Source organism: Enterovirga aerilata, assembly GCF_013044135.1.
Taxonomy (GTDB): Bacteria; Pseudomonadota; Alphaproteobacteria; order Rhizobiales; family Beijerinckiaceae; genus Enterovirga; species Enterovirga aerilata.
Genome location: NZ_JABEPP010000003.1, coordinates 426488 through 439420, shown reverse-complemented (window position 1 = coordinate 439420; position 12933 = coordinate 426488). Strand labels below are relative to the sequence as shown.

Genomic DNA, 12933 nt, shown 5'->3' with positions numbered 1-12933 from the left:
CCGCCGAGAGCCGCGTATGCGGCGAAGGAACAGGAGCGCCCGATGGGAGACCTCGGCAGCTACGTTTGGTTCATCGGCCTGGGCGCCGGCATCGTGATCCTTGGCATCGCCATGATGGTGGCGCGCGGCCGGAAGCGTCCGACCTACAAGGGCGACGAGAACCACGCCTGGAAACAGGCCGCCGCGGAGACCGGCCACCCCGAGGTGGCAAAGCCGAACCCGCGCTGACGCGGCGTACCGGTATCCGAGGACGACAGGATCCAGGGATCCGGCGATCCCGGTATCCTCCTTGGCGGGAGGAGGGTTGACGTCCCGCCTGCAACGAGACTCCCCTAGAGGCGGCGCCAGGGGGTCGCGGCGTGGGCCTGCGGCTCGAACCGGGCCGCGAGCGGGCATGCCCGCCGGGACAGGAGGAGCGGCGCGAGATGCCAGGCGATCGCCGCCCCGATCACGAAGCTCTCCGCACCGATATAGGGCAGGAGCCGGGCGGCATCGGCCGCGAGCGGCGGAACAGACATGATCGCCGTGGTCCCGATCCCAGCCGGGACGGCCCAGGCGACGGGATAGAGCAGCATGGCCAGAAGGAAGCGGAGAGACACGGGCGCACCGCCTGGTTGAACCTGCGGACCCAATGCGAGGGGCACCGCCGCTGTTCCGAAGAGCGTTCCGAGCTCCTTGCAGGCCGCGCTCCGCGGCTTATGCTGATTGCGCGCAACATCGATCAACCCGTTGATTTCGCCTGGAATATCGATTTATCGGCGGAACATCTCGCCTCTTCGGGTGTTCGGTCGCGGCAAGCGGGGCGACGGCTGGAGGCTGGTTCGCACGTGACTGCCTCTACGGCCGGTTTCGCAACCATCCGACAGAGCGACGGGCATGATCCCTCGGGCGGGTCTGCGGCGCGATGGGGCATCGTTGCGGCGATCGCAGCGTCGGTCGGATGGCTTCTCCTCAGCGGAACCGCCGTCGCGCAGGAGAGCGCCTCCGGCTTCTCGTTGCGCCTCGTCGGCACCTTCCGCACGGACAACCCGAACGCGCATCTGGCCGCGCCGGTCATGGCGGGCGGGCGGCTTCTGCTGCTCACGCCCTTTCCGCATCGGCTGACCGCCCTGCGGCTGGGCCCCGAAGGGCTGCACCCCGAATGGCGCTTCACGCCGGAGACGGACCGCATGGCCGAGGGAACCGCCTGCTGCGGGCTCGGCGTCAGGTCTCCGGCGGTTGCGGGCGGGCGGGCCTTCCTCAACACCGCCGACGGGCGCACGATCGCGCTCGACGCCGCTTCAGGCACGAAGATCTGGGAGATGCGGACGGCCGACCGGGGTAGCGGGGAATCGCTGGCCTCCTCGCCCCTGCCCGTCGGCGACAAGGTCCTGATCGGCAATGCCGGCGACGATTTCGGCGTGCGCGGCTGGCTCAAGGCGCTGGATGCGACGAGCGGCGCGACGCTCTGGACGCGATACAGCACCGGCCCGGACGAGGATGTCGGCATCGGGCCGGATTTCGCGCCGTTCTACAAGATTGCGCGAGGCCGTGACCTCGGCGCCGCCACATGGCCTCCCGGCGCCTGGGAGCGCGGCGGCGGGTCGGTCTCGGGCCCGCTGATGGCGGACACGGGTCTGGGCCTCGTGTTCCACGGGACGGGCCGGCCCGCGCCGCTCAACCCGGACCAGCGGCCCGGCGAGAACCGCTGGACTTCCGGCCTCTTCGCCCGCGACCTCGCGACGGGTGCGGCCCGCTGGTTCTACCAGCTTGCGCCCCATGACCAGCATGGCGTGAGCGGTACCGGTCCGCTGATCCTCGCCGACCGCGACTGGAAGGGCCGAGCGCGCAAGCTCCTGATCCATGTGGGGCTGAACGGCCATGTCTATGTTCTCGACCGCATCTCCGGCGAATTGCTCTCGGCGGAGGCTTTCGCCCCCGTGAATGCGTTCCGCGGCGGCGCTGCCGCGAGCGGCGCCATCGCGGTTGCGCAGGAGAAGGCGACGCGGGTCGGTGCGACCACCCGCGACGTGTGCCCGGCCTGGACCGGCGCAACCTCGTCCGAGGGCGCCGCTCTCTCCGCCGAGACCGGCCTGCTCTTCATCGCGGCGGCGCGGCTCTGCATGGACATCGAGATCCGGCCCGCGAACTACATCCGGGGGACCCCCTATCTCGGCGCGAATGTCCGCGTGAAGGGCCCGCCGGAAGGCGGCGCCGGCGAGCTTGTGGCCTGGCGCCTGGACGACGCACGGCCCGCCTGGACGGTTTCGGAGCCGTATCCGCTTCTGGGCGGTCCTCTCTGGCATCCCCGAGGGTTCGTCATTTACGGAACCCTGGACGGCTGGCTGAAAGCGCTGGATGCGCGGGACGGAAGGCTCGTATGGCAGCAGAGGCTGGCGTCGGGCGTCGTCAGTGCGCCGATGCTGGTGCGGGGTGCCGATGGGGCGGAATACGTGACGGTCCTGGCGGGGCGCGGCGGCGCGGCAGGGCCTGCGGCCGGCCTGGAGGCCGACCTGCGCGACGCGACCGCCGCCCGCGGCTTCGGCAACCTGCTTCGCGGCCTGTCCGCGGAGGCGCAGCCGGGCGGCACCCTGTACCTCTTCGCGCTTCCGTGAGAGCCGTCGCGATCGCAGGCCTCGCGGCTCTCCTGGCCGCCGGCTGCCAGCGCGAGGAACGCGACCTCCGCCTCGACCCGCCGGTCACCGCGGCGCTGGATCAGGTCGCGCCCATGGCGAACGCGGTCGGCGGCGCCCCGCCGGATGTTTTGGGGGCGCTCGGCGAACCTTACGAGGGCAACGCCTACAACCTGAGCGAGGGAAAACGCCTCTATTCCTGGTTCAACTGCAAGGGCTGCCATGCGGATGGCGGCGGAGCCTCCGGGCCGGCCCTTCTGGACGGCTGGTGGCGCTATGGCTCAGATCCGGTCTCGCTCTTCGTGACGCTCCGCGATGGGCGCCAGAACGGTATGCCGGCCTATGGCGACAAGCTCACGACCGAGCAGATCTGGCAGCTCGTCGGCTATCTCCGCACCGTCGGGGTCTCGTCCGCGTCCTTCGCCGCCCCGAGCCGCAACGACGAGATGCAGTCGCGTCCCGCCGAGAACCGGGCGCCGGCCTCGGCCGAGCTCGGAACCCCGCCGAGCCGGTAGCATGCGGCCCCACCCGCGTCTCGCCGCAGCGGCGCTTCTCCCGCTCCTGACGGGCTGCACGGGACCGCAATCCGCTCTCGATCCGCAGGGTCCGAACGCAGCCTCCCTGGCATGGCTGATCTGGACCTTCACGGCCGTATGCGGGCTCGTCTGGCTCCTCGTCCTGCTGACGGTCGGGATCGCGTTGTGGCGGCGCCGAGCGAGTTCCGGGGCGGCAGATGAGCCCCTCCGGCCCGAGTCCGCGACGGAGCGGCGGAAACAGGGCGTTGTGATTGGAGCAGTCGTCGCGACCGTGCTCATCATCGCCACCCTGACCCTGATGAGCTTCGTCGCGACGCGCTCCCTCACTGCTTCCAGCGGCGAGCCGCTCACCGTCAGGCTGCGGGGGTACCAATGGTGGTGGGAGGTCACCTACACGGCCGACAGCCCGGACCGCTTCGTCACGGCGGCGAACGAGATCCGGGTCCCGGTCGGACGTCCCGTTCGGCTCGAGCTGAGCTCGGGCGACGTCATCCACTCCTTCTGGGTGCCGAGCCTGGCGGGCAAGCAGGACATGATCCCGGGCCGCGACAACGTCCTCACCTTCACGGCGGAGCGGCCGGGTTCCTACCGGGCCCAATGCGCCGAGTTCTGCGGCATGCAGCACGCCCGCATGGCGCTCGTCGTGATCGCGATGGCCGCGCCCGAGTTCGAGAGCTGGCTGGACGCGCAGCGCCAGCCCGCGGCCGAGCCCGCCGACGAGGAGCAGGAGGCGGGGCGGCAGGTCGCTACGGGAAAGGCCTGCGCCGCCTGCCACACGATCCGCGGCACGCGAGCCGCAGGCACGGTCGGGCCCGACCTGACCCATGTGGGAAGCCGCCAGACCATCGCGGCCGGCACGCTCCCGACCACCCGCGGCGCACTTGGGGCCTGGATCGCGGATCCACAAACCGTCAAGCCTGGCAACAAGATGCCGATGGTCCCTCTATCCGCGGATGAGCTCAGGGCCGTATCCGCCTACATGGCCGGCCTGAAATGAGCGCCGCGTCGAGCCCGCCTCTCGACATCGATATCCGGCACGAGGAGCTGGACGGGCGCCTCGCCGAGACCTGGCGCACCCGCCCCGGCTTCTGGGGCGCGCTCGCGACCGTGGACCACAAGGTGATCGGGCGGCGCTACATCGCGACCGCCTTCGTGTTCCTCATCCTGGGCGGCATCCTGGCGCTCGCCATGCGCTGGCAGCTCGCCCGGCCGGAGGGCCGGCTCGTCAGCCCCGACCTCTACAACCAGATCTTCACCATGCACGGGGCGAACATGATGTTCCTGTTCGCCGTGCCCGTGATGGAGGCGATGGCGGTCTATCTCGTGCCCCTGATGCTGGGCACCCGGAACATCGCCTTCCCGCGTCTCAACGCCTTCTCGTACTGGATCTACCTCGCGGGCGGGATCCTGCTCTGGGTCTCCTTCGCGCTGAACATGGGGCCGGATATCGGCTGGTTCGGCTACGTGCCGCTTTCCGGCCCGCAATTTTCCCCGGGCAAGCGGGCCGACATCTGGGCCCAGATGATCACCTTCACGGAGATCGCGGCGCTCGCGGTCGCGGTCGAGATCGTCGTGACCGTGTTCAAGCAGCGCGCGCCCGGCATGACGCTCGACCGCATCCCGCTCTTCGTCTGGGCGATGCTGGTGACCTCGTTCCTGGTGATGCTGGCCATGCCGGCGATCATGGTCGCCTCGACCTCGCTCATCCTCGACCGGCTCGTCGGGACCCACTTCTACAACCCGGCGGAGGGCGGCGACGTTCTGCTCTGGCAGCACCTGTTCTGGTTCTTCGGCCACCCGGAGGTCTACATCATCTTCCTGCCGGCGACGGGCATGATCTCCTCCATGCTGCCCGCCTTCGTACGCCGGCCGGTCTTCGGCTATCTGCCGCTCGTCCTCTCCATGGTGACGATCGGCATCCTCTCCTTCGGGCTGTGGGTGCACCACATGTTCACCACCGGCCTGCCACGGCTCGGGGAGAGCTTCTTCACGGCCTCCTCCATGGCGATCGCGGTGCCGGCCGGCGTCCAGATCTTCTGCTGGATCGCGACGATCTGGGACGGGCGCCCCGTCTACCGGACGCCCTTCCTCTTCATCCTGGCCTTCTTCTTCACCTTCGTGCTGGGCGGGATGACGGGCGTCATGGTCGCCTCCGTGCCGCTCGATACCCAGGTGCACGACACCTACTTCGTCGTGGCCCATTTCCACTACGTGCTGATCGGCGGCGCCGTCTTCCCGCTGATGGCCGCCATCTACTTCTGGTATCCGAAGATGGTGGGCCGGATGATGTCCGAGCGGATCGGACGCTGGGTGGCGGGGCTGACCTTCGTCGGCTTCAACCTCGCCTTCTTCCCCATGCACATCCTGGGGCTGCAGGGGATGCCACGGCGCATCTACACCTACCAGACGGACGTGCCCTGGAGCGGCCTCAACCTCTTCGTGAGCCTCAGCACGGTCATCCTCGCGGCCGGCTTCCTCCTGTTCTTCATCGACGCCGTCCGCTCGGCCCGCCGCGGCGAGCCGGCGGGCGAGAACCCCTGGGGCGCACCGAGCCTCGAATGGGCGACGACCTCGCCGCCGCCGCCCTACAACTTCGCCCGGATCCCGGTCGTCACGGGCCGCAACCCGCTCTGGGACGAGCGCGGGGACATGCCGGTCGCCTCGGGACTGCGGGTCGACAGGCGCGAACTCCTCATCACGTCGGTTGCCGACGCGATCCCCGAGGCGCGCGATTCCTCGCCGCGCGATTCGATCTGGCCGTTCTGGGCGGCGATCGCGACGAGCGCCATGCTGATCGGCTCGATCTTCTCGCCCTGGGCGGTGGTCTGGGGCTCGATCCCGGTCGCGATCACGCTGGTCGGCTGGTTCTGGCCTAAGGGCACGCCGGAGGACGACGCATGAGGGAACGCGTCGTCGCCGACCTGTCGCACCTTCCCCTGCACGGGAAGGGAACCGCCAGCCCGACCTGGTGGGGCACCCTCGTCTTCATGCTGCTCGAAGGCTCCGGCTTCGCGCTCATGATCGTGGTCTATCTCTATCTCGGCTCGCTCGCGCCGAGCTGGCCGATGGGCGCGCCGCCCCCGGATCTCGGGCCCGGGCTCGTCCTGACCGCGATCCTGATCGCAAGCCTCGTCCCGAACTGGCTGGTCTCGCGATGGGCCGGGCGCGAGGACATGCGCAAGGTCCGGATCGGTCTCGTGGTGATGTCCGTCTTCGGCATCGTGCCGCTCGTCGTGCGCTGCTTCGAGTTCCCGGCGCTGAACCTGTCCTGGGACAGCAATGCCTACGGTTCGGTCGTCTGGACCCTCCTCGGCCTGCACACGACGCACCTTCTCACGGATGTGGCAGACACCCTCGTCCTCACCGTCATGATGTTCACCCGCCACGGCGCGAACAGCCGGCGGTTCGGCGACGTCGAGGACAACACGCTCTATTGGGGCTTCGTGGTGGCGACCTGGCTGCCGATCTACGCCTGCATCTACGGGCCGGCCTGGCTGTGACCTCCGCCTCGAGCCTTGCGGCGAATCTCCGCCCCTGTTCCGGCCTGATCGCCGGCCCGGCCGTCTGGGCCGCCAACATGCAGCTGAGCCAGATCCTGCCCTATGCCGATTGCGGCGGCGGGCTGCGCCTGACGAGCCTTGCCGCCTTTCTCGGCGTCATGGTCGCGCTCGGCTCGGGCTATCTCTCCTGGCGCAGCGCCGGGCCGGCGCCGGATACCGGGGCGGAGAGCGCCTATCCCGCGTCCCGGCGGTTCGTGGCGATGCTCGGCGCGCTGGCGGGGCCGATCTTCGCCTTCGCCATGCTGCTCCAGGCCCTGTCGGGCCTGTTCCTCACGGGATGCGAACGGTGAGGCGGCCGGTCCGGCATGCGCCGTTTCTCGTGGCCGGGCTCGCCTGGCCGCTCGCGGCCGTCGCGCATGGCGGGCCGACCGATGCGCCGCCCTCCTGGACCTTCGATCCGGTCGTGGTCGTGCCGCTGATCGTCTGCGCCACCCTCTATGTCGCCGGCACGCTCCGCCTCTGGTCAAAGGCCGGCGCCGGGCGCGGCATCCGGCCCTGGCAGGTGGTCTCCTACTCGGCGGGCCTCCTGGCGCTCGCGGGTGCGCTCACCTCGCCCCTGCACTGGCTCGGCGAGCGCCTCTTCACGGCGCATATGATCGAGCACGAGATCGTCATGGCGGTCGCGGCCCCGCTGCTCGCGCTCGCGCGGCCGTTCGGCGCGTTCCTGTGGGCCTTCCCCGGCAGGATCCGCCGCGCTGCCGGCCGGCTCGGCCGCGGGCGGAGCGTGGGGGCCGCCTGGTCCGTCGTGACGCGACCCGCCGTCGCGACGGTTCTGCATGGCGCCGCGATCTGGGTCTGGCACCTGCCTCCCCTGCTCGATCTGACGGTGACCGACATCGCCCTTCACCGGCTGCAGCATGCGAGCTTCCTTGCGACCGCCCTCCTCTTCTGGTGGGCGCTCGTACGGCGGAGCAACCCGGGAGCGGCCTGCGGGCACGTCTTCGTGACCATGCTCCACACCGGCCTGCTCGGAGCGCTCATCGCGCTCGCCCCGCGGGTGCTCTATGCCGCGCAGACATCGGGCGCCGCGATCTGCGGGCTGACGCCGCTCGAGGACCAGCAGCTCGCGGGTCTCGTCATGTGGGTCCCGGCCGGTACCATCTATGCCGCGGCCGCTATCACCTTCCTGGGGCTGTGGATCCGGGGTGCGGGGCCGGGCCGGATGGCGCGCGATGCCGTCGCTTAGGCTGCGGCTCGTCGCGCTCGCCGGAACCCTGATCGCCACGCGGGCGATGCGGCGCGCGCGCCGTGCTCCGGCCCAACGGACCGAGTTGCGGGAGGATAAGGTTGCGGAGCCGAAGGCGGCGTTCCCGTGGGGAACGGTGGCCGGGCTTGCGGGAGCGATCGCGATCGCGGCAGCAGCAGCCCTCGCCTGGCAGGCCTGGAGGAGCCAGTCCCAGGCGATTGCGGTCGCAAAGGCGCTCACCCGGGGCGAGCCGGGCAAGGGCCCGGCGCTCATCACCAAGTACGGCTGCGGCGGGTGCCACACGATTCCGGGCGCACCGGGGGCGGACGGCAAGGTCGCCGGCCCGCTCGGCGGCATGCGGGCGCGGGTCTATGTCGGCGGGGTTGCCCGGCACGACGCCGACACCCTGATCCGCTGGATCGTCGCCCCCCAATCGATCTCGCCGCGCTCGGCCATGCCGGCGACCGGCATCACGGAGGAGGAGGCCCGCCATGTCGCGGCCTTCCTCTACACGCGCTGATCAGCGGGCTTCGCCGACGCGCGGATAGCGATGCTGCCGCGCCTCGGCCGGCGTCGGGCGGGGCTGGAGCGACTTCACGTAGGCGGCGATCGCAGCGCGGTCCTCGGGGGTGAGGCGGGACATGTTGGCGACCACCTCGGCCATGGTCGCCCCGACATAGCGCAGGTCGGGCGTACGCCCGGAGGTCAGGACCTCGGCGATCTGCGCCTCGGACCAGCTTCCGATGCGGTCGGGCGTGATGTTCGGAGCCGAGCCCGCCTGTTCGGGATTGAGCCCGCCGGCGAAGCGCTGCTCCGGCTTCACGGCATAGGTGAGGTTCCGCGGCGAGTGGCACTCGGCGCAATGCGCCAGCGCTTCGACGAGGTAGCGTCCGCGCTGCCAGCCGGGGCTCCGCGCCGGCTCGGCCGGCAGCGGCGCAGCGTCGAAAAAGAGGAGCTTCCACAGCCCGATCCCCCGGCGCAGCGTGAACGGGAAGGACAGGTCGTGCGGCTGCGGGCGGCCCCCGACCGGCGGAAGCGTCCGCAGATAGGCAACGAGGTCGCGCATGTCGCCGGCTTCCATGCGGACATAGCTCGTCCAGGGGAAGGCGGGGTAGTAGTGCTGGCCCCCCGGCGACACGCCGCTCATCACGGCATTGGCGATCTCGACCGCGCTCCAGCCGCCGATCCCATCCGAGGGATGCGGCGAGATGTTCGCTGGCCGGAGCGTCCCGAGCGGGGTGGCGAGCGCCATCCCTCCCCCAAGCCGCAGGCGGTCCGGCTGGCCGGGCGAGGCGTGGCACGAGGCGCATTGGGCCGCATCGAAGACGAGCCGACCTCGCGCGGCGTCGCCTCCGGCGAGCCGCTCTTCGTCCACCGCCGAGAAAGCCGGCTTCGGAGCAGAGAGGACCCAGGCGGACGCCGCCCCTGCCACGGCCGCAAGGATACCGAGCGCGACGAGGATGCGCGCGAGCAAGCCGTCCTCAGTCGTGCGCCGGGAGTTCCGCCGGCCGCCTGATGCGGACCGGGATCGACTTGGCGGCCGGGGTGTGCGCCTGCTCGTCGTGATGCCAGAGCGGGACGAGAACGTTCAGCTCCGGATAATAGCCCGCGCAGTTCCCGGCCGGGATGTCGTATTTCACGACGCGCAGGCCCGCGACCTCGCGACGGTGGCCGTCCTTCGCCTCGGTCGCGAGATCGACCTCGCCGCCGTCCTCGAGCCCGAGCCGCTCGATGTCGCTGCCGTTCATGAACAGCACCATTCGCGTTCCCTCGACCCCGCGGAAGCGGTCGTCATAGCCGTAAACGGTCGTGTTGAACTGGTCGTTGGACCGGATGGTGATGAGGTCGAGAACGTCGCGACGGTCGCTCGCCATGTCCGGATCGGCCTCGAGGCCCTCCGGCACGATGAAGTTGGCCTTCCCGGTCTCGGTCTCCCATTTCCGCTCGCGCGCCGCGAGCGGCTTGCGGAAACCGCCCGGCTCGAACAGGCGCTTGTTGAAGTCCTTGAACAGCTTCGGATAGGTCGCCTCGATGGCGTCGCGGATGCGCGCGTAGTCGGCCACCCAACCGTCCCAATCCACCTTCGGGTTCGGCGGCAGCGTCGCCTTGGCGAGCTCGGCCACGATCCAGGGTTCCGACCGGACGTGCTCGCTCACCGGCCGCGTGAAACCGCGCGAGCCGTGGAAGCAGGCTGTCGAATCCTCCATCGACACGGCCTGGGGTCCCGTCGACTGCTCGTCGATCTCGATCCGTCCGAGGCATGGCAGGATATAGGCGATCTCGCCATGCACGAGATGCGAGCGGTTGAGCTTGGTCGAGACCTGGACGGTCAGCCGCAGCCTGCGCCAGGCCTGCTCCATCCGGGTCGTGTCCGGCACGGCCCGTATGAAGTTCCCGCCGAGCCCGACGAAGGCCTTCACCTCTCCCGAGATGACCCCCTCGCAGGCTTCGACGGTGTTCATGCCCTTCTCGCGCGGCGGCTCGAACCCGTATTGCTCGGCGAGCCTGTCGAGCGGCACGAGCTCCGGCTTCTCGGCGATGCCGACGGTCCGCTGGCCCTGCACGTTGGAATGGCCGCGGACCGGGCAGATCCCCGCGCCGGCCTTGCCGATGTTCCCCCGCAGCAGAAGCAGGCTCACCAGCATGTTGACGGTCTCGACGCCCTTGCGGTGTTGCGTGAGCCCCATTCCGTAGATGCCGATGACGGAGGTCGCGCGGGCATAGACGGCGGCGGCGGCCTCCATCGCCTCCCGGGTCAGGCCGGACCGACTCTCCAGCCGCGCCCAGTCCTGCGCGTCGCAGAAGGCGACGAACTCGGCGAGACCATGGGTGTGCTCCGCGAGGAAGCGGTGGTCGAGGATGCGCGGCCGGCCCTCCGCCCCCGCCTCGCGATCGGCCGCGATGAGCGCCTTGCACATCCCGGTGATCGCGGCGAGATCGCCGCCCGCCTTCACCTGGTGGTACTGGGTCGAGATCTCCGTCGAGGCGTTGGTGAGCATCTCGATCGGGTTCTGCGGGTTGATGAAGCGCTCGAGGCCCCGTTCGCGAAGCGGGTTGAAGGTGATGATCGGCACGCCGCGCTTGCGGGCCTCCTGGAGCTGATGCAGCATCCGGGGCGCGTTTGACCCGACATTCTGCCCGAAGAACAGGATGAGGTCGGTCTGCTCGAAATCGTCCAGGAGCACGGTTCCGACCGGCACGCCGATGGATTGAGGCAGCGCCACGGACGTGGTTTCGTGGCACATGTTCGAGGAATCGGGCAGGTTGTTGTTGCCGTACATGCGCGCGAAGAGCGCATACATGTAGGAGGTCTCGAGCGAGGCCCTGCCGGACGCGTAAAACACCGCGGCGCGCGGGTTCTCGGCGCGGAGCGCCTGCAACTCGCGGCCGATCTCGGCGAAGGCCTCCGCCCATTCGACCGGCACGTATTTGTCGGTGCCGCGGTCGTAGCGGAGCGGATGCGTGAGCCGCCCCTTCTCCTCCAGGTCGTGATCCGGCCAGCCGAGCAGCTCCGTGACGGTGTGGCTGTCGAAGAAGTCCGGCCCGACGCGCTTCGCGGTCTGCTCCCAGAGGGTCGCCTTGGCGCCGTTCTCGCAATACTCGAAGAGGTGCGGCTTGGCCGGCTTGGCCCAGGCGCAGGACACGCACATGTAGCCGTCGGGCTTGTTCTGCTTGTTGAGCAGGGCCGCGCCGGAGGCGGGTATCCGCTCCCGAACGAGGTATTTCGCCAGAGACTTCGCGGAGCCCCAGCCGCCCGCCGGATCGATATAGGCTTCGATCTTCGGCTCGGTCATGCGCCTCTCCTCCCCTGGCACGCCGCGGATGTGCGAAACGCGAGGCTTGGCCAGGCGTTCCTGGCGACGGCCCGACGGGAGCGGGAGGGGTCAGTCGTCGCCGAACCAGTCGTCGAGGCTCGGCTCGATGCAGCGGTAGCCGATGAAGCATTGCGGCGTGTCGCGGGTCGGCACGAAGGCGGTGCGCGTGACCTCTGTCGGCTGGCAGAAGGAGCGGTCGCGCACGAAGCGGTCGTAGGTGTATCCGCCCGTCCCGATCACGGCCGCGCCGCGGGCGGCCAGGAAAGAGCGGGCCTGGCCGCAGGTCATGCCCGTCGTCGAGGCGCGCTGCGCCGCGGCGGCGCCCGCGACGAGGCACATTCCGAGGGCGGCTGCGAACCTGACCATGGCGGCTCCTCCGCCCGCCTCAACGCGGACCCGGGCCAGGCGATCCCGTCCGGAGCCGGACGGCTCCTCAGGCGAGCATCTGCAGGTCGCCGTCCACCGAGATCGCCTGGCCGGAAATGGTGCGGCTGCGGGGCGAGCACAGGAACAGGATCTGGTCGGCGAGCTGCTGCGGCGTCACGTAATCCTTGATGGAGGCGTTCGCGAAGGCGCGCTGCTCCATCTCCGCATAGGAGACGCCCTGCTGCTGCGCCTTCGCCTCCAGCACGCGCCGCTGACGGTCGCCCGACACGATGCCCGGCAGGACCGCGTTCACCCGGATGCCGAACTCGCCGAGTTCGCGCGAGAGCGACTTGGTGAAGCCGATCACGGCCCATTTCGCGGCCGCGTACGGGGTCCTGAGCGGGAAACCGAACCGTCCCGCCGCCGAGGACAGGTTCACGATCGAGGCGTTCCGGCTCTCCTTCAGATGCGGGACGGCGAGCCGCGTGCAGTTGAACTGCCCGGTGATGCAGATCTCCAGGCAGCGGTCCCAATCCTCCGGGTTGATCTCCTCGACCCGGCCGGTAGGCCCGGCGATCCCGGCATTGTTGACGAGCACGTCGAGCCCGCCGAGCGCCGCCAGAGCGTCCTCGAAGACGCGGGCGACGTCGTCGCGGCTCGCGACGTCGCCGTAGGACCGGCTCACCTCCGGATCGCCGGCCGCCATCGCATCGAGCGCCGCCCGGTCGACGTCGCAGACATGAACGCGCGCGCCCTCGCGCAGGAAGGCGCGCGCGATCTCGAGCCCGATCCCGCCCGCGCCCGCGGTGACCAGGACGCGCAGTCCCGCGATCTGAAGGTCCATGCCGTGTCCTCTCG

The 12933-nt window shown here is 70.1% G+C and carries 14 protein-coding genes; 9 read left to right on the top strand and 5 right to left on the bottom strand.

Annotated elements, in window-relative coordinates; genetic code table 11:
- Positions 1 to 42: 42 nt before the first annotated feature.
- Positions 43 to 228, top strand: a complete 186-nt coding sequence (locus tag HJG44_RS12210; protein WP_171218635.1) for a hypothetical protein — start codon at positions 43 to 45, stop codon at positions 226 to 228.
- Positions 229 to 332: 104 nt separating this feature from the next.
- Here the strand turns inward: HJG44_RS12210 and HJG44_RS12205 are convergent, their stop codons facing one another.
- Positions 333 to 599 carry a hypothetical protein gene (locus tag HJG44_RS12205; RefSeq protein WP_171218634.1) on the bottom strand — a complete coding sequence of 89 codons (267 nt, stop codon included), beginning with the start codon at positions 597 to 599 and terminating at the stop codon, positions 333 to 335.
- Between the two features lie 228 nt (positions 600 to 827).
- Here HJG44_RS12205 and HJG44_RS12200 point away from each other — a divergent pair, with 228 nt between their 5' ends.
- Genes HJG44_RS12200 through HJG44_RS12165 form a run of 8 tightly spaced genes read left to right on the top strand, consistent with a single transcriptional unit; the run spans position 828 to position 8414 of the window.
- Positions 828 to 2594 (top strand): outer membrane protein assembly factor BamB family protein, encoded by a 1767-nt coding sequence (locus tag HJG44_RS12200; protein WP_171218633.1) that lies wholly within the window; start codon positions 828 to 830, stop codon positions 2592 to 2594.
- Positions 2591 to 3127 (top strand): c-type cytochrome, encoded by a 537-nt coding sequence (locus HJG44_RS12195; protein WP_171218230.1) that lies wholly within the window; start codon positions 2591 to 2593, stop codon positions 3125 to 3127. The genes HJG44_RS12200 and HJG44_RS12195 overlap by 4 nt, the downstream gene beginning before the upstream one ends.
- Position 3128: 1 nt before the next feature.
- Positions 3129 to 4145 (top strand): cytochrome c oxidase subunit II, encoded by a 1017-nt coding sequence (coxB, locus tag HJG44_RS12190; RefSeq protein ID WP_171218632.1) that lies wholly within the window; start codon positions 3129 to 3131, stop codon positions 4143 to 4145.
- A complete protein-coding gene (gene ctaD / locus HJG44_RS12185) occupies positions 4142 to 6049 on the top strand; it encodes a cytochrome c oxidase subunit I (protein ID WP_171218631.1) in 1908 nt (635 codons plus the stop codon). Before coxB ends, ctaD begins: the two co-directional genes overlap by 4 nt.
- Positions 6046 to 6648 (top strand): cytochrome c oxidase subunit 3, encoded by a 603-nt coding sequence (locus HJG44_RS12180; RefSeq protein ID WP_171218630.1) that lies wholly within the window; start codon positions 6046 to 6048, stop codon positions 6646 to 6648. Before ctaD ends, HJG44_RS12180 begins: the two co-directional genes overlap by 4 nt.
- Positions 6645 to 6998 carry a hypothetical protein gene (locus tag HJG44_RS12175; RefSeq protein ID WP_171218629.1) on the top strand — a complete coding sequence of 118 codons (354 nt, stop codon included), beginning with the start codon at positions 6645 to 6647 and terminating at the stop codon, positions 6996 to 6998. Before HJG44_RS12180 ends, HJG44_RS12175 begins: the two co-directional genes overlap by 4 nt.
- A complete protein-coding gene (locus HJG44_RS12170) occupies positions 6986 to 7894 on the top strand; it encodes a cytochrome c oxidase assembly protein (RefSeq protein WP_171218628.1) in 909 nt (302 codons plus the stop codon). Before HJG44_RS12175 ends, HJG44_RS12170 begins: the two co-directional genes overlap by 13 nt.
- Positions 7881 to 8414, top strand: a complete 534-nt coding sequence (locus HJG44_RS12165; RefSeq protein ID WP_346767150.1) for a c-type cytochrome — start codon at positions 7881 to 7883, stop codon at positions 8412 to 8414. Before HJG44_RS12170 ends, HJG44_RS12165 begins: the two co-directional genes overlap by 14 nt.
- Here the strand turns inward: HJG44_RS12165 and HJG44_RS12160 are convergent, their stop codons facing one another.
- The 4 genes from HJG44_RS12160 to HJG44_RS12145 form a co-directional block, all read right to left on the bottom strand.
- Positions 8415 to 9368, bottom strand: coding sequence for a c-type cytochrome (locus HJG44_RS12160; RefSeq protein WP_210261068.1), 954 nt, complete (start codon positions 9366 to 9368; stop codon positions 8415 to 8417).
- Positions 9369 to 9375: 7 nt separating this feature from the next.
- On the bottom strand, positions 9376 to 11688 hold the full coding sequence (locus HJG44_RS12155; protein ID WP_171218627.1) for an FdhF/YdeP family oxidoreductase: 2313 nt from the start codon (positions 11686 to 11688) through the stop codon (positions 9376 to 9378).
- A gap of 90 nt (positions 11689 to 11778) precedes the next feature.
- The gene (locus HJG44_RS12150) at positions 11779 to 12075 is read right to left on the bottom strand and encodes a hypothetical protein (RefSeq protein ID WP_171218626.1); all 297 of its coding nucleotides are present in this window, start codon (positions 12073 to 12075) and stop codon (positions 11779 to 11781) included.
- Positions 12076 to 12142: 67 nt separating this feature from the next.
- Complete coding sequence (locus HJG44_RS12145; RefSeq protein ID WP_171218625.1) at positions 12143 to 12919, bottom strand: SDR family oxidoreductase; 777 nt, start codon at positions 12917 to 12919, stop codon at positions 12143 to 12145.
- Positions 12920 to 12933: the final 14 nt, after the last annotated feature.

Bases quoted from the DNA above. Each gene is read 5' to 3' on its own strand.
- HJG44_RS12210 (WP_171218635.1), top strand. From the start codon at position 43: ATGGGAGACCTCGGCAGCTACGTTTGGTTCATCGGCCTGGGCGCCGGC.
- coxB (WP_171218632.1), top strand. From the start codon at position 3,129: ATGCGGCCCCACCCGCGTCTCGCCGCAGCGGCGCTTCTCCCGCTCCTG.
- ctaD (WP_171218631.1), top strand. From the start codon at position 4,142: ATGAGCGCCGCGTCGAGCCCGCCTCTCGACATCGATATCCGGCACGAG.
- HJG44_RS12180 (WP_171218630.1), top strand. From the start codon at position 6,046: ATGAGGGAACGCGTCGTCGCCGACCTGTCGCACCTTCCCCTGCACGGG.
- HJG44_RS12170 (WP_171218628.1), top strand. From the start codon at position 6,986: ATGCGAACGGTGAGGCGGCCGGTCCGGCATGCGCCGTTTCTCGTGGCC.
- HJG44_RS12165 (WP_346767150.1), top strand. From the start codon at position 7,881: ATGCCGTCGCTTAGGCTGCGGCTCGTCGCGCTCGCCGGAACCCTGATC.
- HJG44_RS12155 (WP_171218627.1), bottom strand. From the start codon at position 11,688: ATGACCGAGCCGAAGATCGAAGCCTATATCGATCCGGCGGGCGGCTGG.
- HJG44_RS12150 (WP_171218626.1), bottom strand. From the start codon at position 12,075: ATGGTCAGGTTCGCAGCCGCCCTCGGAATGTGCCTCGTCGCGGGCGCC.
- HJG44_RS12145 (WP_171218625.1), bottom strand. From the start codon at position 12,919: ATGGACCTTCAGATCGCGGGACTGCGCGTCCTGGTCACCGCGGGCGCG.